This window comes from Burkholderia sp. AW49-1, assembly GCF_053427845.1.
Genome location: NZ_JBSAXF010000004.1, coordinates 330,038 through 347,303, shown reverse-complemented (window position 1 = coordinate 347,303; position 17,266 = coordinate 330,038). Strand labels below are relative to the sequence as shown.

Genomic DNA, 17,266 nt, shown 5'->3' with positions numbered 1-17,266 from the left:
TTCCCATGTCTCGCTGGCCGGGCCGCTCGGCGGTGCGCCTCGTTCGCCGCGTGAGTCGTGCGGCAACGCGACCGGTCGCATGGGAAGCAATGTAGGTCGATCGCGTGCGCGGCTCCACCAACTTTACGCCTGATTTTCGATACTTTTTTGCGGGCTGCGGGTGGAAAGGGACACGAAATGCAAAATTGTGCAGTGCGGCACCCCCGTCGGCCGAACACCGCGGGAAGTGCGCGCACGCCGGAACACGGCCGCTGCCGAGGCTACGCCGCCGCGCCTTCCCGCGCGACACGCACCTCGTACGCCTTCAGGTGGTTGTACGCGATCCGCAGCAACGACAACGCATCCGCCGTCCGCGGGTCGCGGCGCGCAAGCAGGTCACCGATCACGTGATCGGCTTCGACCCGTGCGCGGTTCTCGACGTCGCGCAGCATCGATGCGGTCAGCGGCGACGGCGTCAGCACCATCCGCTGCATCCGCTCGACCGCGGCGGGATCGGGCCGGTAACCGTTGTGCGTGGCGATCGTGCTGCATTCGTCGAGCATCGTCTCGAGCAGGTGGAGGCCGTCCGGTGCGGCGAGAATGTCGCCGGTCGAACCGCGAAACAGCGACGTGCTCGCCGCGAGCGTCGCGAGAAATACCCACTTGTCCCACATCCGCGCGGCGATGTCGTCGCTGAGCGTCGCATCGAAGCCCGCGCCGCCGAGGACGTCGGCCACCGCGCGCACGCGCGCCGATTCACCGCCGGCGAGTTCGCCGAACGACAACCCTGCGGTGTCGTTCAGGTGCACGATCCGCTGCTCGCGATCGAGCGTGGCTGCGATCACGCACAGGCCGCCGAGCACCTGCGCGGCGTCGAACCGGTCGCGCAGCACGTCGAGATGACGCATCCCGTTGAGCATCGGCAGGATCAGCGTCGACGGCCCGACGAACGGCGCGAACGATGCGATTGCATCGTCGAGGCTGTACGCCTTGCAGCTCAGCAGCACCAGGTCGAACGGCGCGGCTGCGTCGCTCGCGCGCAGCGTCTGCACGTTCGCGAGCGTCAGGTCGCCGCGCGGGCTGCGGATGACGAGCCCGTCGCGCGCGAGCGCGGCCGCTCGACCGTCGCGCACCAGGAACGTCACGTCGCGCCCCGCCGCCGCGAGCCGGCCACCGAAGTATCCGCCGACCGCGCCGGCTCCCACCACCAGAATTCGCATCGTTGCCTCCTTTCGGGTTCGTTCGACGCCGCCGCCGTTCGCCCGACCATCGGGGCACGGCGCGCAACCGCCATCGCCCGACAGTATAGCGATGCCGGATATGTATATGCATAGATACCCGCACCGCGCTCGACGGTATTGCGCCGCCGCCGTTTCTAAGGGATTTCCCGCCTACGGCAACGTCCGTTTCACGCCGTCAAAGAATTATCCCGTCACGCCGTTCCGGCGCGCTTGTTCGACCGACCGACCTCACTATCCATGCGCACCCTTTCCCTGAACCAGAAACTCGCCTCGATGATCGTCATCCTGTGGCTCGGCCTGCTCGTGATCGCCGGCATCGGCGCGTGGCAGACGCGCGCATCGATGATCACGGACCGCCGCGACCAGCTTGCGTCGCTGGTCGCGCAGGCGACGAACGTCGCCGACCACTACTACAAGCTGTCGCAACAGAACGCATTGCCGGAAGCGGACGCGAAGCAGAAGGCGCTGGAGGCGATCGCGGCGATGCGCTACGGCACCGACGGATACGTGTCGATCAACGATTCGAAGCCGGCGATCGTGATGCATCCGATCAAGACCGAGCTCAACGGCAAGGACGTGTCGAATTTCACGGATCCGAACGGCAAACATCTGTTCGTCGAAATCGTGAAAGCCGGCAACATGGAGGGCGGCAAGGGTTTCGTCGAGTATCTGTGGCCGAAGCCGGGCGCCGACAAGCCGCAGGACAAGACCAGCGCGGTGCAGCGCTTCGCGCCGTGGGACTGGTATCTCGTGACGGGCATGTACATGGACGACGTGCGTTCGGCCGTGCTCGCGAGCGTCGGCCGCTGGCTCGCGATCACGGCCGTGCTCGGCGCGATCGCGACCGCCGTGATGGTGCTCGTGCTGAAAAGCGTGCGCGCGAACCTCGGCGGCGAGCTCGAAGTGGCGCTCGATGCCGCGCAGCGTATCGCGCAGGGCGACCTGACCGCGCGCGTGAGCGTGAAGCAAGACGACCGCGGCAGCCTGCTGCATGCACTGCATACGATGCAGAACGGGCTGATCGACATGGTATCGCGCGTGCGGACGGGCACGGAGAACATCAATGTCGGCGCGAGCGAGATCGCATCGGGCAACACCGATCTGTCGCAGCGCACCGAGGAACAGGCGGCCGCGCTCGTGCAGACCGCGTCGAGCATGGACCAGATGACCGCGAACGTGAAGCAGAACGCCGACAGCGCCGCCCAGGCCGCGACGCTCGCGGGCCAGGCCGCGCAGGTCGCGACGCGCGGCAGCGAGGTGGTCGACGACGTGGTGCGGACGATGAACGAGATCACCGACCGCTCGCACAAGATCGGCGACATCATCGGCGTGATCGACGGCATCGCGTTCCAGACCAACATCCTCGCGCTGAACGCGGCCGTCGAAGCGGCGCGCGCGGGCGAACAGGGCCGCGGCTTCGCGGTGGTCGCGGCCGAGGTGCGCTCGCTCGCGCAACGCTCGGCGACGGCCGCGAAGGAGATCAAGTCGCTGATCGTGTCGTCGAACGAAACCGTCGAGCACGGCGCGACGCTCGTCACGCACGCGGGCGAGACGATGGCCGAGATCGTGCAGTCGGTGCGGCGCGTGAACGAGATCCTCGACGAGATCAGCCATGCGTCGCGCGAGCAGAGCGCGGGGATCGAGCAGGTCAACCGCGCGGTCGGCGAGATGGATCAGGTCACGCAGCAGAACGCGGCACTCGTCGAGGAGGCCGCGGCCGCCGCGCATTCGCTGCGCGATCAGGCCGAGGCGCTGCGCGACGCCGTCACGCGATTCGCATTGCCGGCCTGACGTCGCCTCGTCCGTCGGCATCTCGCCGGATGCCGACGGATTTCACTCGACCGGCCGGCAATGCGCGGCCGGCCCCGCACGACCCAGGCCCATCCCGCGCTTCTTCCACGCTTACCCCGCTCCGCCCGGACGGCTCATGGCCTTGAAACCGCCGAACCCCATCCCGGCCGCCCGCTGGACCAGCTCGATGTCGTTGGTCACGCCGAGCTTCTTCATCGCGCTGATCTTCTGCGCGCTGACCGTCTGCTTGCCCTTGTTCAACCGCTGCGCGATCGTCTTGATCGGCAGGCCGGCCAGATAAAGGCGCATCACCTCGATCTCGCGCGTCGACAGTTTCACCGGCGCCTGGTCGTGCTCGGCGACTGCATCGAGCGCACGCCGGACGAGCGGCGACTGATAGCGCCCGCCGCTGTAGCTCGAATGAATCGCGGTGACGATGTGACCGACTTCGTCGAACTTGCTGACGAGGCTCGCGCCGCCTTTCGCGAGAATCGAGCGGAAGAGCACCGGATTCTCGTTCCCGACCAGCGCGACGACCCCGACGTTCGGGCGCGTGCTGTGCAGCCAGTCGAACAGTGCGAGACCGTCCATCTGCGCGTCGCCGTGAATCGGATAATCGACCAGCACGATGTCGCAATCGACGCTGCCGAGTGCCTCGATCAGATCGCCCGGGGTCCGGGAGACGCCGACCAGATCGATCGCGCACGCGTCGCCGGCAATGTGCTCCATGCCCGCGAGCGTCAGCGGCGAGTCGTACGCGAAAACAGTGCGAATTCTGAATTTCCCCATGCGCAGTTCCACAAGTTTCGCCGGGCCGCACGACGCGGAATGCGAGCGCGGCCGGATCGGCATTGAATCGACGTTCAGGATATTTTTATCCCGAACATCATTCTAGGCAGCAACGCGCGGCCGGGATATGGGGCGCCGTCTGAATTGGTCCGCGCAGGCGTGATACGAGTTTGAGATCGGCGCCGGTCCGACCGTCCGGCGGCGGCCGGGGTCGGCCGGACGGCCGACGTTGCGGGTCGCGCGGGCCGCACGGACGGCCCGCGGGGTAAAATTGCGGCCTTTGCATGCCACTCCGGGCGACCGGCCAGCGGCAGCGCGCCATTCCCGGCCGCGCGCCCGCCCGTTCGCCGGCTGCTTGTACTCCCGCTTCCCCCATGACCGAATCCGATCTGCAATCCGACGACGACACCATCCACGAAGACGGCCTCTGGCGCGACAACGGCTGGACGGCCCGCATCATCAAGAACGAGGACGACGACGGCTGGGCCGTCGAGATGATCAAGGACGGCGAAGCCGAGCCCGCGCTCGTCGGCCCGTGGACGATGGGTCGCGACAAGAAGAATCCGAAGCCGATGGACGCCAATGCGTTCCGCACGCTGGTGAAGACCGCGACCGAGGTGCTGATGCGACACGAGCAGCAACGCCGTGCGATGCTGCACAAGGAAGTGACGGTGCAGGACGACGACGGACAGGATGTGTCGGTCACGCTCGACATCGTGCCGGACGAGTTCGAGCCGTATGCGCAACTGAAGGCGTTCGACCCGTACGGCGAGCTATTGGCCGACGCGAAGGTCTCCGCCGGGTTCAAGCTCGACAAGGCCAGTGCCGCACGCTGGGTCGAATCGGGCTTCGAACGGCCGGCCTGACGCCACGGGCCGGCGCGCGCGACGCCGAGTTCCGCCGCGACGTCGGCATGCTGGCGCCGATGCCGCAACAGCGTTTCCTCGATCGTGCGCCGCTCGGCCTGACGGGGCAATTCCGCGAGCGTCGGCGACCGGTGCGACGTGTACTGGTTCAGTTCGAGGTCGACGGCCGAGATCAGCGGGCCATTCGTCATCACGACAGCGAAGCGGATCCGGTTGATCAGTTCGCGCACGTTGCCGGGCCATGCATGGTCGTGGATCGCCTCGATCGCGCAGGAACCGCTGCAGGCTCACTCGGCAGACCGCGCATCGCGCGGCGGAGCCACGCGCGATGCAATCGAAATGAACCGCGCCGCCGCTATGTGCCGAGCAATTCCTTCTTGCGCAGATGCACGACGTCGCGCATCGGCGGCGCGCCGAACAGCCGGCTGTATTCGCGGCTGAACTGCGACGCGCTTTCATAGCCGACGGTCGCGGCCACGGACCCGACGTCCCCGCCCTGCCGCAGCAATAACCGCCGCGCTTCGTGCAGCCGCAGCTGCTTCTGATACTGCAGCGGGCTCAGCGTGGTCACATGCTTGAAGTGATGGTGTAGCGACGAGACGCTCATGTTGACCGCCTGCGCGAGCGTGTCGACGCGCATCGGCTCCGCGTAGTGATCGCGGATCCATTCGATCGCGCGTGCGATCCGGTGCGTCTGGCTGCCGGCGACGGCCATGTGCCGCAGCCGCGTACCCTGCCCGCTCGTCATCAGCCGGTACAGCAGCTCCTTTTCGATCAGCGGCGCGACCACCGGAATGTCGGCCGGCGTATCGAGCAGCCGCAACAGCCGCAGCGCGGCATCGAACAGCGGCGGCGTCAGCTCGGCAAGCGCGATGCCCTCGCCTTCGGGGCCGGCATCCGGCTCCGGCAGCCGCATCTCGGCCGCGAGTTCGACGATGCGCTGCGGATCGAGCGTGAGCGACAGGCACAGGTAAGGCGCGTCCGGCGACGCCTGCGTGACGCGCGAGAGAATCGGCAAGTCGATCGACGCAATCAGGCAGTTCCGCGTGTCGTATTCGTAAGCCTGGCCGCCCACGATCACACGCTTCGCGCCCTGCGCGGCGATCACCAGCGCGGCGCGCGACACGCCGCAGCCGAGATCGACCGGATGCCCGTGCCGGTGCAGCATCAGCGCCGGCACCGCCGTCGAGTGGGAGCCGTCGGTCGGCGCGAAGCGGGCGATCAGCGATGCCAGTTCGCGCCGCCCGGATTCGCGCGCCGCCGCGATATCGGTCATGTCCATGACGGGTTCCTCGCTTCGTTTCCCCGAATCGCGCGAGCATAGCGAATCGCTCGCCGCCGCGCCGGGGATTTGCAGGATTGTTCAATAAATTTGCAGGATTGGGTAGACGCAAAAAACGCGCGCTCGCGCACACTGCCCGCTAACCGGGCTCATGCCGGGTTTTCCCCATGGAGACATACCAACATGCCTACATCGTTTGTCCTCAACGGCAAGAACGTCACGCTCGACGCCGATCCGTCGATGCCCGTCCTCTGGGCGATCCGCGAGCACGCGGGGCTGACCGGCACGAAGTTCGGCTGCGGCATGGCGCAGTGCGGCGCGTGCACCGTCCATCTCGAAGGCCAGGCGGTGCGCTCGTGCGTGCTGCCGCTCGCCGGCATCGCGGGCAAGCACGTCACCACGATCGAAGGCCTGCAGAGCAAGCCCGCGCAGGCCGTTCAGGCCGCCTGGGTGAAGCTGCAGGTGCCGCAGTGCGGCTATTGCCAGTCCGGCCAGATCATGTCGGCCACCGCCTTGCTCGAACAGAACCCGAAGCCGACCGACGCGGACATCGACGCCGCGATGAACGGCAACATCTGCCGCTGTGCGACCTACGCCCGCATCCGGGCCGCGATCCACGACGCGGCCGCGACGCTGGGAGCCTGACCATGACGATCGAACTCGACAATCGCGATTCGGTGCGGCCGTCGCGCCGCACGTTTCTGAAGGCCGCGGGCGCCGCGGCCGCCGTCAGCCTGACGATCGGTTTCGAATGGGCCGGCCTCGGCCGCCGCGCGCTCGCCGCGACGGCCCCCGCCGCCGACTTCGCGCCGAACGCATTCCTGCGCATCACGCCCGACGGCGCGGTCACCGTCATCGCGAAACACGTTGAAATGGGCCAGGGCGCGTACACGGGCATCGCGACGATCGTCGCCGAGGAGCTCGACGCCGACTGGTCGAGCGTACGCGTCGAAAGCGCGCCGGCCGACGCGAAACGCTACGCGAATCTCGCGTTCGGCACGATGCAGGGCACGGGCGGCAGCTCGGCCATGTCGAACTCGTGGCAGCAACTGCGCGAAGCGGGCGGCAAGGCCCGCGCGATGCTCGTGTCGGCCGCGGCGGCGCGCTGGAAGGTGCCGGCCGGCGAGCTGACCACCGCCAACGGCGTCGTCACGCACGCGAAGAGCGGCAAGACGGCCGCGTACGGCACGCTGGTCGCCGACGCGTCGAAACTGCCGGTGCCCGACAAGGTCACGCTGAAGCAGCCGGCCGACTTCAAGCTGATCGGCCATCGCATCCCGCGCGTGGACGGGTCGGCCAAGTCGAACGGCACTGCGCATTTCACGCTCGACACGACCTTCCCCGGCATGCGCATCGCGCTGCTGCAGCGCCCGCCGCGCTTCGGCGCGACGGTCAAGTCGTTCGATGCGACGGCCGCGAAGGCCGTGCCGGGCGTGGTGTCGGTCGTGCAGGTGCCGGGCGGCGTCGCGGTCGTCGCGACCGGTTTCTGGGCCGCGAAACAGGGCCGCGACGCGCTGAAGATCGACTGGGACGAAACGAACGCCGAAAAGCGCGGCTCGGCCGAGATCATGCGCGAGTACCGGCAGCTCGCGGCGAAGCCCGGCGCATCGGCGCGCAAGGACGGCGACGCCGACGCGGTGATCGCGGGTGCCGCGCGCAAGGTCAGCGCGACATACGAATTCCCGTATCTCGCGCACGCGCCGATGGAGCCGCTCGACGCGGTCGTCAAGCTGAGCGCGAACAGCTGCGAGATCTGGGCCGGCGACCAGTTCCAGACGGTCGACCAGGGCAACGCCGCCCGGGTCGCGGGCCTGAAGCCCGAGCAGGTGCAGATCCACACGCTGTACGCGGGCGGCAGCTTCGGCCGCCGCGCGAACGCGTGGTCGGACTATGTGGTCGAGGCCGTGTCGATCGCGAAGGCGCTCGGCGCGGACGGCAAGCCGGTCAAGCTGCAGTGGACGCGCGAGGACGACATCCAGGGCGGCTTCTATCGCCCGATGTACTTCCACAAGCTCGACGCGGGGTTGACCTCGGACGGCAAGCTGGTCGGCTGGCGCCACCGGATCGTCGGCCAGTCGATCCTCGCCGGCACGCCGTTCGAGGCGTTCATGGTCAAGAACGGGATCGACGCGACGTCGGTCGAGGGCGCGGCGAACCTGCCGTACGCGGTGCCGAACGTATCGGTCGAACTCACGACCACCAAGGTCGGCCTGCCCGTGCTGTGGTGGCGCGTGGTCGGCAGTTCGCACACCGCGTACGCGGTCGAGGCGTTCATCGACGAAGCCGCGCACGCGGCCGGCAAGGATCCGTACCTGTTCCGCCGCGACCTGCTCGCGAAGGAGCCGCGAATGCGCGCCGTGCTCGAGCTGGCTGCGCAGAAGGCCGGCTGGGATCCGGCGAAGCCGCTGCCGAAGGGCCGCGGGCGCGGGATCGCGGTGGCCGAGGCGTTCAAGAGCTATGTCGCTCAGGTCGCGGAAGTGTCGGTCGACGCCGACGGCAAGGTGAAGGTCGAACGCGTGGTGTGCGCGGTCGACTGCGGGATCGCAATCAACCCCGACATCGTCGCCGCGCAGATGGAAGGCGGCATCGGCTTCGGGCTCGGCGCCGCGCTGCACAGCGCGATCACGCTGAAGGACGGCCAGGTCGAGCAGCGCAACTTCGACGGCTATCACGTGCTGCGGATGGCGGAGATGCCGAAGGTCGAGGTGTATATCGTGCCGTCGGCCGAGGCGCCGACCGGCGTCGGCGAGCCGGGCGTCGCACCGGTGGGCCCGGCGGTCGCCAACGCGATCTTCGCGGCGACCGGCAAGCGGCATTACGTGCTGCCGTTCGATTCGGGCGACACCGCGAAGGCTTGACGCCAAGAACGAAGAAAGGCCGGCTCGGCCGCGTGACGGGAACGTTGCGCGGCCGGTTTTTTATCGCGCTGGCACCTGCGGCACGCGACACGATCACGCCGGACCGGTCACTCCTGTTCGACTTCCGGCCAAAGCCTGGGGAAAAGAAATCGCAGTGCCGCCAGCGGCAGCCCGAAGGAAAGCTCACCGCGGTGCGAAGGAGAAGTCAGAAGCCCGAAATCGAGCAGCGATCGAACGATGCGGCGTGCCAGCACGTCACTGACCCCCAGCATCTGCGTGAATTCCGCGCGCGTGACGGCGCGACGCAGTGCGACGAATTCCATGGCCAGCGCAACGGCTTCCGCCTTGATGACGGACTTTTCCGAACGGATGCTCCATGGATTGAATTCGAGGTACCGCAATAGATCGAGCATGCGTCCGGTGACTCCGTCGAATTCCGTCATACGCACCATGAATCCGACCTGATCCTCACAACAGGCCAGAAAGAACCGCGCGAATCTGACGAGCCCTTCCTGAGACAGATTGCCCCGACCGTCCAGATCATTGCGCCGGGATTGATCGGCTTCGCTCAGCCTCGCGTAATACTGCTCATGCTCGCGCGCCAATCCGCGAAGCGGTGACCACAGCCCGTGGGTGAGATCGGCAGCGCGCAGTCCAAGATGCGAATGCAGACGCGCAACCCTGCCGTTACCGTCCATGAACGGATGCACCCACGCCAGGCGATGATGCGAGCAAGCGATCCCGATTACTTGATACTCCCTCGCGCGGATACGGGCGTAACGCGTGGCCCAGGCCTGAAGCAACGGCTCGATCATCTCAGGCTCCGGTGCCAGATGACGCCCGACCGTCACATCGGAGCGCCGAAGCTCGCCCGGAACAACGATTTGACCATCGTCGGTGATTCGCTCATCTGCAGGAAGACACGAAAAGAACCGCTCGTGGATGGCGGAAATGCGCGCAGGCTCAAATAGCGCGGCGAGCGGAAGGTCGCCCCATTCTTCCTCGAACGCGGCTTCAGTTGCGATATGAGCGACCGCGAAGCGCTGCTTCTTGCGCTCGACGATATCGGTCGAATAATCCCGATGAAGCGCGGCCTCGATCTTGGCGGGGGTCGTATGCTGATCTTCGATCTTGTTCGTATAGTACGAATTCATTGCGCGCAACTGCGGAACGAGCGCGCGTGCCAATGGCGTATCCCTCACCGCGAGCAACCGTTGCGACGAATCGACGAGTTGGCCGGCCTGATCAAGCAGCGGATCGAGGACACGGTCCTCGGGAAACAGCGGTTCGAAGGTGGCAACGCTTGTCATGCTTCGTCGGAAGGTTCGATGTCGGGTTGAATGTAGGGTTTCATGTCGCCGATTATAGCGACTTATATCCATGATTTATATACGTTTTCAATGATTCATGGTTTGGTTTGATGTAGGGTTCAATGCAGGGTTGATTTTGCTCGATTTTGCGCCATGCCGCGCGAACGCGTCGCCTGCCGTTGGCGCATTCCCCCCACGTAACACCACCCGTAACGTCCGTAACGTTCCCGCCGGATGCTACGTAACAATCCTTCAATGTTGCTCCGACCCTTCCGAAGCGCGGCGCGCGTCCCGCGTTAAAAATTCTTTTAGATTCAAGGCCGGCGCGCCGCCAGCCCCGCCCCCACCGCCCGTCGATGCGTGACAGACCATCCCTGGCCCGGAAGTTGCGGTACATGACCCGCAAACACTCCTTTACGGACATGCGAGGGCCAACATGGATTGCAAATACCTGTACATCGACAACATAAAAATCAACTTCGTGCGCCGCACGATCGAAATCGACAACAAAGTCGTCGACGTCACGCCGCGTGAATTCGACGTCGTCGAATTCCTGCTCGACAACATGAACAAGATCGTGCCGCGGCAAGCGATCCAGGAAGCGGTCTGGGGCCGCGAGCTCGGCGTGTCGTCGCGCACGCTCGACACCCACATCTCGCGCATCCGTTCGAAGCTGCAGCTCGATCACGACAAGAACCTGCGGATCATCCCGATCTATGCGGTCGGCTATCGGCTGGTGCTGTTCGGCGCGGCCATGACGCACGTCGAGCGCCACGACGCGGCGCCGATCCTGCGCGCCGCGCCGCAGCAGGCGCTGGCTGCCGACTACGCGTAACGCGTAACGGCTCACGCGCGCGCCGCCACCGCGCGGCGCGCCGGCAAGACTCCCCACCGCGCCGCACGTCCGCCGTGCGGCGCCTCGCGGCCCGGCACACGTGCCCCGCCGCGCCACGACCGCCGCCTCCGGGCGGCGGTTGCCTTTGTGCGCGCGACGCGCCGCACGCGGCCACGCCGCCGCGCAGCAGGCTTCGTAGCTCGCCGCCGCCCGCGCGGCCGGCGGATGCGCGCGACTACGGATTCCGGCGCGGCACGCGGCCGGCGCCGTCCCTACAATCGACGCAGCAGCCGCGCGCCCCCTGCGCCGCCGGCCCCAACGACCCGTCGAACCAACCGCCGAATCCGCCCCGATCCCGCCGTGCCTGCGCTGTCCCTGACGAATGCCGACGCCGGCGACGCCGCGAACCGGGCCTCGCCCGCCGCTGCCACCCCGCCCGCCATCCCGCCCCCGCCGGCCGCGGTCGCGCTCGACGCGTCGCCCTGGCTGCCGCGCCTGTCCGCCGCCGCCGCGCGCGGGCTGTCGCATGCATATGGCGCCACGGGCGCGGTCCCGGTCACGCTCGGCGAACACGCGTACGAGGTGCGCTGGCGCGTCGACGCCGAACCGGCCGCCGACGCGCACGCGTACCGCTTCGTCATCGGCCCGGCCGCCGGCACGCTGTGGATCGATCCGGTCGCGGAAAGCGCATGGCTCGGCGACGCGGCCGACCCGGCCGTACCGCCCGTGATCCGCGCGGCGCTGCTCGCCGACCTCGCCGCGCCGCTCGCGGCCGTGCTGCAGGCCGCGACACGGCAGCGCGTGGAACTGCTGCCGCCGCCGGCGAGCGTGCCCTCGTGGCCCACCGCGCCGGCCGCGCTGCGTTTCGAACTGCGTCGCGCCGACGGCGCATGGCGCTGCCACGGCGCGCTGCTGTTCGATGCGCCGGACGCGCTCGCGGTGTTCTTCGCGGCGCCGGCGGCCACGCGACCCGACACGCGCGCCGCGTATGCAAGCCTGCCGGTGCCGCTGGTATTCGAGATCGGCCGGACCGAGCTGACGATGGCCGAGCTGGCCGACGTCGTCAGTGGCGACATCATCGCGATCGAGCGCTGGCGCGCGCACGAGCAGAACCTGCTGTGCGTGGCGCGGGTAACGGCCGCGCCGGCGTGGGAGATCACCGGACGGCCGTCGGGGAACCGGCTGACCGTCGAACGAATCAGGGAGATGCCTTTGGAACCGACCCGCACCGACACCCCGCCCGCCACCGCGACCGCGCACGATGCGTCGGCCGACGTTGCACCGCGCTCGCTCGACGGCCTCGCGGTCGACCTGCGCTTCGAATTGCCGCCCACGTCGATCCCGCTCGGCGAACTCGGCACGCTGCAGCCCGGCGCGGTGATCGAACTGCAGCAAGGCATCAACCAGAGCGTGATCCATCTCGTCGCGAACGGGATGCTGATCGGCACCGGCCATCTGATCGCGGTCGGCCAGAAGCTCGGCGTGCGCGTCGTCACGCTGACGCAGCCCGCGCCGCGCGAGCGCTGAACGATGGGCAGCCTGCCGAATCCGGTCGCGCTGATCGCGGTGATCGCCGCGCTCGGCATCGCGCCGTTCGCGGCGCTGATGGTGACGAGCTACACGAAGCTCGTGGTCGTGCTCGGCCTGCTGCGCTCCGCGCTCGGGATCCAGCAGGTGCCGCCGAACCTCGTGCTCAACGGCATCGCGCTGATCCTGTCGCTGTTCATCATGGCGCCGGTCGGGATGTCGATCCGCGACGCACTGCAGGCCCGCCACTTCGACGCATCGGGCCAACTGTCGACCGCCGACATCGGCGCGCTCGCCGATGCCGCGCTGCCGCCGGTCAAGGATTTCCTGGTGTCGCACACGCGGCAGCGCGACCGCGAATTCTTCGTGCGCACCGCGACGTCGGTCTGGCCGAAGAACCGCGCGGACGGCATCAAGGACGACGACCTGCTCGTGCTGGTGCCGAGCTTCACGCTCGCCGAGCTGACGAAGGCATTCCAGATCGGTTTCGTGATCTACATCGTGTTCATCGTCGTCGACCTGCTGGTCGCGAACATCCTGCTCGCATTAGGCATGCAGATGATCTCGCCGACGACGATCTCGGTGCCGTTCAAGCTGCTGCTGTTCGTCGCGCTCGACGGCTGGTCGCTGCTCGTGCACGGTCTCGTGCTGTCGTATCGCGTGGCGGGGGCGGGATGAGCGCGCGCGGCCCGCGCGGCGTCGCCGCGAGCCTGTGCGCGATGCTCGCGCTGACGCTCGCATGCGCGGGCATGCAGCCGCGCGGCGCGCACGCGGCGGGCAGCGCCGCAGGCTTCGCGCAGCTCGCGCGCGCCTGCGCACCGAACGTCGATCCCGACACGCTCGCCGCGCTCGTGCGCACCGAATCCGGCTTCAATCCGTATGCGATCGGCGTGGTCGGCGGCCACCTGACGCGCCAGCCCGCGTCGCTCGACGAAGCACGCGCAACCGCAAGCGAGCTGGCCGCGCGCGGTTTCAGCTACAGCGTCGGCCTCGCTCAGGTCAACGAACGAAACTTCGCGAAATACGGCCTCGACGACACGACGATGTTCGAACCGTGCCGCAACCTGCGGGCGGGCGGCGCGATCCTGACCGAATGCTTCGCGCGCTCGTCGATCACCGGCCGCCCCGCGCAGGCCGCGCTACGCGCGGCGCTGTCGTGCTACTACAGCGGCAACTTCACGACCGGGTTCTCGAGCGGCTATGTGAGCCGCGTCGTCGCGAGCGCGCAGCGCAACGCGCGCGAAGGCGGCGTCGAACCGATCCCGGTGGTGCGCGACATGCCGCCGCCCGCGCGACAACGGCGCATGGACGCGGCCGCGACCACACCGCCCGAGCGCGCGCGCAGGCTCGCGTCGCCCGCGGCCTCCGCCGACGCGCCGTCGTGCCATGCGCGACCGGTCGTGATGATGTGCCGCGGCTTGTCGGCGAGCCAGGCGAAGCGGCTGTGCGTGCGGTGCCTCGACCAGTAAGCAAGCGCCGAACACGCCGCACGACATGACGCGGCTCGCCCGGTCACCCCGCTTCATGCGGCACGCTGATGTTCCAGCCACGCCTGGAACATCAGCACCGTCCACAGCTGGTGCTGCCAGTTCATCCGGCCCGCCTGATGCTGGCGCCACAGCCGCTCGACGGCCTCCGCATCGAAGAAGCCCTCGCTGCGCAGCCGCGACGGCTGCAGCAGCGCGTCGGCCCAGTCGCGCAATGCACCGCGCAGCCAGTGATCGACGGGCGCGCAGAAGCCCTGCTTCGGCCGATCGATCAGCGCCGGCGGCACGTACTGGTAAAGCAGCCGGCGCAGCAGCGCCTTCGACTGCCCTTCCGGCAAGCGCACCGACGCGGGCAGCCGCCACGCGAATTCGACGACGTGATGGTCGAGGAACGGCATGCGCGTCTCGAGGCTGACCGCCATCGCCGCGCGGTCGACCTTCGCGAGAATGTCGGTCGGCAGGTACGTGAGCGTGTCGATCGCCATCGCCTGCTCGGCGAAGCTCAGGTTCGCGGGCCATGCGGACACCGTATCGAGCGCCGTCGGCGGCTCCTGGCCGCTGAGCGCGATGCGCTCCGGATGATGCACCGACGACATCAGCAGCCGGTACAGCCCGATGCGGCTCTCGGCCGTCATCACGTGGCCGAGCTTGTGCAACCGGTCGCCGATGCGGGTCGCCGAGTCGCGCGCTTCCACGCCGCCCCATGCGCCCTGCGCGACCGCCGCGAGCTGGTCCGCGTGATCGGGGCGCAGCGCGTGCAGCGCGGCGGCGATCCGCGCGCGCACCGCCGCCGGCACGCGATGCAGCTTGCGCCACAGGCGCGGCGTCAGAAAATAGCGCGTATAGCCGCCGAACAGCTCGTCGCCGCCGTCGCCGGACAGGCTCACCTTCACGTGCCGACGCGTCAGCTCGGACACGAGGAAGGTCGGAATCTGGGAGGCGTCGGAGAACGGTTCGTCGTAGATCGTCGGCAGCTTCGGCACGACGCCGAGCGCATGGTCGGCCGTCACGTAGAGCTCGGTGTGGCGCGTGCCGAGATGGCGCGCAACCGCCTTCGCATAGCCGGCTTCGTCGTAACCGGCCTCGTGAAAGCCGATCGTGAACGTGTCGACCGGGTTCGCCGACTGCGCCTGCATCAGCGCGACGATCGCCGACGAATCGATACCGCCCGACAGGAACGCGCCGAGCGGCACGTCGGCTTCCATCTGCCGCGCAACCGCCTGGCGCAGAACCGCGTCGAGCTGCCCGACGGCCTCGTCGGCGCTGCCCTCGAACGGCCGCTCGCGGCCCGCTTCGATCGCCTGCTCGAGCGTCCAGTACGCGCGCACGCGCGGCGTGTCGCGCGCATGCTCGAACTGGATGAAGGTGCCCGGCGGCAGCTTGCTGATGCCGCGATAGATCGTATGCGGCGCCGGCACGCTCGACTGGCGCAGGTACAGGCACAGCGCGTCGCGATCGATCGTGCCGTCGAAGCCCGGGTAGCCGCGCAGCGCCTTCAGCTCCGACGCGAACACCAGTGCATCGCCGATCCGGCCGTAGTAGAGCGGCTTCTCGCCGATCCGGTCGCGCGCGAGCGTCAGCACCCGCGACGCGCGGTTCCACAGCGCGAACGCGAACATGCCGGTCGCGCGCCGCAGCGTCGCCTCGACGCCCCACGCGACGATCGCCGCGATCAGCACCTCGGTGTCGGAGTGGCCGCGCCACGCCGGTGCGCGACCCGCGCGCTCGAGCTCCGCGCGCAACTCGCGATGGTTGTAGATTTCGCCGTTGAAGACCATGAGGTAGCGGCCGCACGCGGATGCCATCGGCTGCCGGCCGTGGACCGACAGATCGACGATCGCAAGCCGCCGGTGACCGAGCGCGATGCCGGCCTCCGGGTCGACCCACAGGCCCTGCGCGTCCGGCCCGCGATGCGCGATGCTCGCCGTCATTCGCGCGAGCGTGCCGCGCGCTGTCTCCTCATCGAAGGCGACGCTATTCAGAAAGCCGTCGATTCCGCACATTTGATTTGTCTGCCCCTATTGACCTGGTCCGTCAGCGGCGGCGCTACCTCGCAGCCCGCCGCCCGGCTAACGGTCGAGCCATATTACGAAGAAATAAATCAGCAATAATTCATGGGTGAATGTCGGACAAATCCGGAAAAAAAACCGCGTCAAGCCCGACGTGCGATCGCTTTGGCGAGCCGGAAACGGGTCCATATCACGGCGCATCGGCGAACCGCGTGCATGCCGGCGTTCCGGGCCCGACGGGTCGTACTCGTCATGCCGCGCCGGTCGCCCACTTGAGCAACTGCGCGACCTCGCGGAAATGCTGCTGCTGGATCGTGCCCTTTTCAGGCGTGCTCTCGTACAGCGCGTGCGCGAGGCCGGCGTTCGCGAGCGTCGGGCGCAGCGCGTCGCGCGCGAGCCGCACGATCCGCTCGGCCGCCTCGCCCTCGCCGCGCGCGAGCACCCACGGCAGCGTGCCGATCCCGCCGTAATAGAGCGCAACCGCGACGCTCGACGAATAGACGACTACCGACGCGAAGCCGATCCGGTCGGGCAGCGACGAGAACTGCGCTTCGCGCGCGAGTGCCCGGCGCTTTGCCTCGATGTGCGGATCGCCCTCGTCTTCCTTGTGCTCGCGCCGCACTTCTTCGATCGACATCTTCATCTTCTGGTTGAACTCATGGCGCTGGTGAACGATGTCGATCAGCGCCATCACGATGTAGATCAGCGCGGCCCAGCCGAACAGCAGCATCAGCAGCTTCACGATCAGCGCGAGAATCGACATCGGCCGCGTGAAGCCGGACTGCACCGACGGGTCGAGCGACTCGACGATCAGCCAGCCGAGCGTCGCGGCGAGCAGCACGGTCTTCAGCAGCATCTTCGCGAGGTTCACGAGGTTGCGCATCGACCACATGTTCTTCAGCCCCTCGGCCGGATTGAGCCGCGACAGCTGCGGCACGAGCCGGCTCCACGCCATCACGCCGCCCACCTGAACGAAGCCCGCGAGCAGGCCGGCCAGCAGCCCGGCCGCGACGATCTGCGCGGACAGCAGCGCCCAGTCGCGCGTGGCGCCGTCGATCAGCACCGCGAGCCGAGCAGACGGATCGGCCGCGCCGGCCGCATCGAACACGAGCCGGAACAGCGCCTGCAGCCGCGCGAATAGCGTGCCGAGCCCGACCGCGAGCGCGACGCACACGCCGACGAAGAACGCCGACGAGATCGTCTCCGCGCTCTTCGGCACGTCGCCCTTCCGGCGTGCTTCGCGCAGGCGCTTCGCGGTCGGCTGCTGGTTCTTTTCGGCCATCGTCGCTCCG

At 68.1% G+C, this 17,266-nt stretch carries 14 protein-coding genes and 1 pseudogene; 8 read left to right on the top strand and 7 right to left on the bottom strand.

Annotation, left to right across the window (positions count from 1 at the left end):
* Positions 1-260: 260 nt before the first annotated feature.
* On the bottom strand, positions 261-1,199 hold the full coding sequence (gene panE, locus ACV22W_RS09920; protein ID WP_448018984.1) for a 2-dehydropantoate 2-reductase: 939 nt from the start codon (positions 1,197-1,199) through the stop codon (positions 261-263).
* A gap of 258 nt (positions 1,200-1,457) precedes the next feature.
* On the opposite strand from panE, the gene ACV22W_RS09915 reads away from it, so the two are divergent.
* Positions 1,458-3,011 carry a methyl-accepting chemotaxis protein gene (locus ACV22W_RS09915; RefSeq protein WP_448018983.1) on the top strand — a complete coding sequence of 518 codons (1,554 nt, stop codon included), beginning with the start codon at positions 1,458-1,460 and terminating at the stop codon, positions 3,009-3,011.
* A 111-nt stretch (positions 3,012-3,122) separates the two neighbouring features.
* On the opposite strand, the gene ACV22W_RS09910 is transcribed toward ACV22W_RS09915, so the two are convergent.
* The gene (locus ACV22W_RS09910; RefSeq protein ID WP_448018982.1) at positions 3,123-3,800 is read right to left on the bottom strand and encodes a LuxR C-terminal-related transcriptional regulator; all 678 of its coding nucleotides are present in this window, start codon (positions 3,798-3,800) and stop codon (positions 3,123-3,125) included.
* 374 nt (positions 3,801-4,174) lie between these two features.
* Between ACV22W_RS09910 and ACV22W_RS09905 the strand changes: the two genes are divergently transcribed.
* A complete protein-coding gene (locus ACV22W_RS09905) occupies positions 4,175-4,666 on the top strand; it encodes a hypothetical protein (protein ID WP_448018981.1) in 492 nt (163 codons plus the stop codon).
* On the opposite strand, the pseudogene ACV22W_RS09900 reads toward ACV22W_RS09905, so the two are convergent.
* Positions 4,666-4,938, bottom strand: a pseudogene (locus ACV22W_RS09900) (sigma-54-dependent Fis family transcriptional regulator); the annotation flags it as partial. The gene ACV22W_RS09905 and the pseudogene ACV22W_RS09900 sit on opposite strands and share 1 nt — an antisense overlap.
* Before the next feature lie 83 nt (positions 4,939-5,021).
* Positions 5,022-5,948 (bottom strand): AraC family transcriptional regulator N-terminal domain-containing protein, encoded by a 927-nt coding sequence (locus ACV22W_RS09895; protein ID WP_448018980.1) that lies wholly within the window; start codon positions 5,946-5,948, stop codon positions 5,022-5,024.
* A 183-nt stretch (positions 5,949-6,131) separates the two neighbouring features.
* Between ACV22W_RS09895 and ACV22W_RS09890 the strand changes: the two genes are divergently transcribed.
* Together ACV22W_RS09890 and ACV22W_RS09885 are read left to right on the top strand one after the other, a co-directional pair.
* Entirely contained in the window at positions 6,132-6,593 is a 462-nt protein-coding gene (locus ACV22W_RS09890; protein WP_059468378.1) for a (2Fe-2S)-binding protein, read from the top strand.
* A 2-nt stretch (positions 6,594-6,595) separates the two neighbouring features.
* Complete coding sequence (locus ACV22W_RS09885) at positions 6,596-8,806, top strand: molybdopterin cofactor-binding domain-containing protein (protein ID WP_448018979.1); 2,211 nt, start codon at positions 6,596-6,598, stop codon at positions 8,804-8,806.
* A 107-nt stretch (positions 8,807-8,913) separates the two neighbouring features.
* On the opposite strand, the gene ACV22W_RS09880 is transcribed toward ACV22W_RS09885, so the two are convergent.
* Positions 8,914-10,116: a Fic family protein gene (locus tag ACV22W_RS09880; RefSeq protein WP_448018978.1), complete on the bottom strand. Its 1,203-nt coding sequence runs from the start codon at positions 10,114-10,116 to the stop codon at positions 8,914-8,916.
* Between the two features lie 436 nt (positions 10,117-10,552).
* Between ACV22W_RS09880 and ACV22W_RS09875 the strand changes: the two genes are divergently transcribed.
* The 4 genes from ACV22W_RS09875 to ACV22W_RS09860 all read left to right on the top strand — a co-directional run bounded on the left by ACV22W_RS09875 (position 10,553) and on the right by ACV22W_RS09860 (position 13,947).
* Positions 10,553-10,951 carry a winged helix-turn-helix domain-containing protein gene (locus ACV22W_RS09875; RefSeq protein WP_059526731.1) on the top strand — a complete coding sequence of 133 codons (399 nt, stop codon included), beginning with the start codon at positions 10,553-10,555 and terminating at the stop codon, positions 10,949-10,951.
* A 360-nt stretch (positions 10,952-11,311) separates the two neighbouring features.
* Entirely contained in the window at positions 11,312-12,478 is a 1,167-nt protein-coding gene (gene sctQ, locus ACV22W_RS09870) for a type III secretion system cytoplasmic ring protein SctQ (RefSeq protein ID WP_448018977.1), read from the top strand.
* A 3-nt stretch (positions 12,479-12,481) separates the two neighbouring features.
* Positions 12,482-13,156: a type III secretion system export apparatus subunit SctR gene (sctR, locus tag ACV22W_RS09865; RefSeq protein ID WP_044847619.1), complete on the top strand. Its 675-nt coding sequence runs from the start codon at positions 12,482-12,484 to the stop codon at positions 13,154-13,156.
* Entirely contained in the window at positions 13,153-13,947 is a 795-nt protein-coding gene (locus ACV22W_RS09860; protein ID WP_448018976.1) for a lytic transglycosylase domain-containing protein, read from the top strand. Before sctR ends, ACV22W_RS09860 begins: the two co-directional genes overlap by 4 nt.
* Before the next feature lie 53 nt (positions 13,948-14,000).
* On the opposite strand, the gene asnB is transcribed toward ACV22W_RS09860, so the two are convergent.
* Positions 14,001-15,968, bottom strand: coding sequence for an asparagine synthase (glutamine-hydrolyzing) (gene asnB / locus ACV22W_RS09855; RefSeq protein ID WP_448018975.1), 1,968 nt, complete (start codon positions 15,966-15,968; stop codon positions 14,001-14,003).
* A gap of 256 nt (positions 15,969-16,224) precedes the next feature.
* Entirely contained in the window at positions 16,225-17,256 is a 1,032-nt protein-coding gene (locus ACV22W_RS09850; protein WP_448018974.1) for an EscU/YscU/HrcU family type III secretion system export apparatus switch protein, read from the bottom strand.
* Between the last annotated feature and the right edge of the window lie 10 nt (positions 17,257-17,266).

What these genes read in the sequence shown, in the direction of transcription:
- panE (WP_448018984.1), bottom strand. Translation starts at nt 1,199, where the DNA reads ATGCGAATTCTGGTGGTGGGAGCCGGCGCGGTCGGCGGATACTTCGGT.
- ACV22W_RS09915 (WP_448018983.1), top strand. Translation starts at nt 1,458, where the DNA reads ATGCGCACCCTTTCCCTGAACCAGAAACTCGCCTCGATGATCGTCATC.
- ACV22W_RS09910 (WP_448018982.1), bottom strand. Translation starts at nt 3,800, where the DNA reads ATGGGGAAATTCAGAATTCGCACTGTTTTCGCGTACGACTCGCCGCTG.
- ACV22W_RS09905 (WP_448018981.1), top strand. Translation starts at nt 4,175, where the DNA reads ATGACCGAATCCGATCTGCAATCCGACGACGACACCATCCACGAAGAC.
- ACV22W_RS09895 (WP_448018980.1), bottom strand. Translation starts at nt 5,948, where the DNA reads ATGGACATGACCGATATCGCGGCGGCGCGCGAATCCGGGCGGCGCGAA.
- ACV22W_RS09890 (WP_059468378.1), top strand. Translation starts at nt 6,132, where the DNA reads ATGCCTACATCGTTTGTCCTCAACGGCAAGAACGTCACGCTCGACGCC.
- ACV22W_RS09885 (WP_448018979.1), top strand. Translation starts at nt 6,596, where the DNA reads ATGACGATCGAACTCGACAATCGCGATTCGGTGCGGCCGTCGCGCCGC.
- ACV22W_RS09880 (WP_448018978.1), bottom strand. Translation starts at nt 10,116, where the DNA reads ATGACAAGCGTTGCCACCTTCGAACCGCTGTTTCCCGAGGACCGTGTC.
- ACV22W_RS09875 (WP_059526731.1), top strand. Translation starts at nt 10,553, where the DNA reads ATGGATTGCAAATACCTGTACATCGACAACATAAAAATCAACTTCGTG.
- sctR (WP_044847619.1), top strand. Translation starts at nt 12,482, where the DNA reads ATGGGCAGCCTGCCGAATCCGGTCGCGCTGATCGCGGTGATCGCCGCG.
- ACV22W_RS09860 (WP_448018976.1), top strand. Translation starts at nt 13,153, where the DNA reads ATGAGCGCGCGCGGCCCGCGCGGCGTCGCCGCGAGCCTGTGCGCGATG.
- asnB (WP_448018975.1), bottom strand. Translation starts at nt 15,968, where the DNA reads ATGTGCGGAATCGACGGCTTTCTGAATAGCGTCGCCTTCGATGAGGAG.
- ACV22W_RS09850 (WP_448018974.1), bottom strand. Translation starts at nt 17,256, where the DNA reads ATGGCCGAAAAGAACCAGCAGCCGACCGCGAAGCGCCTGCGCGAAGCA.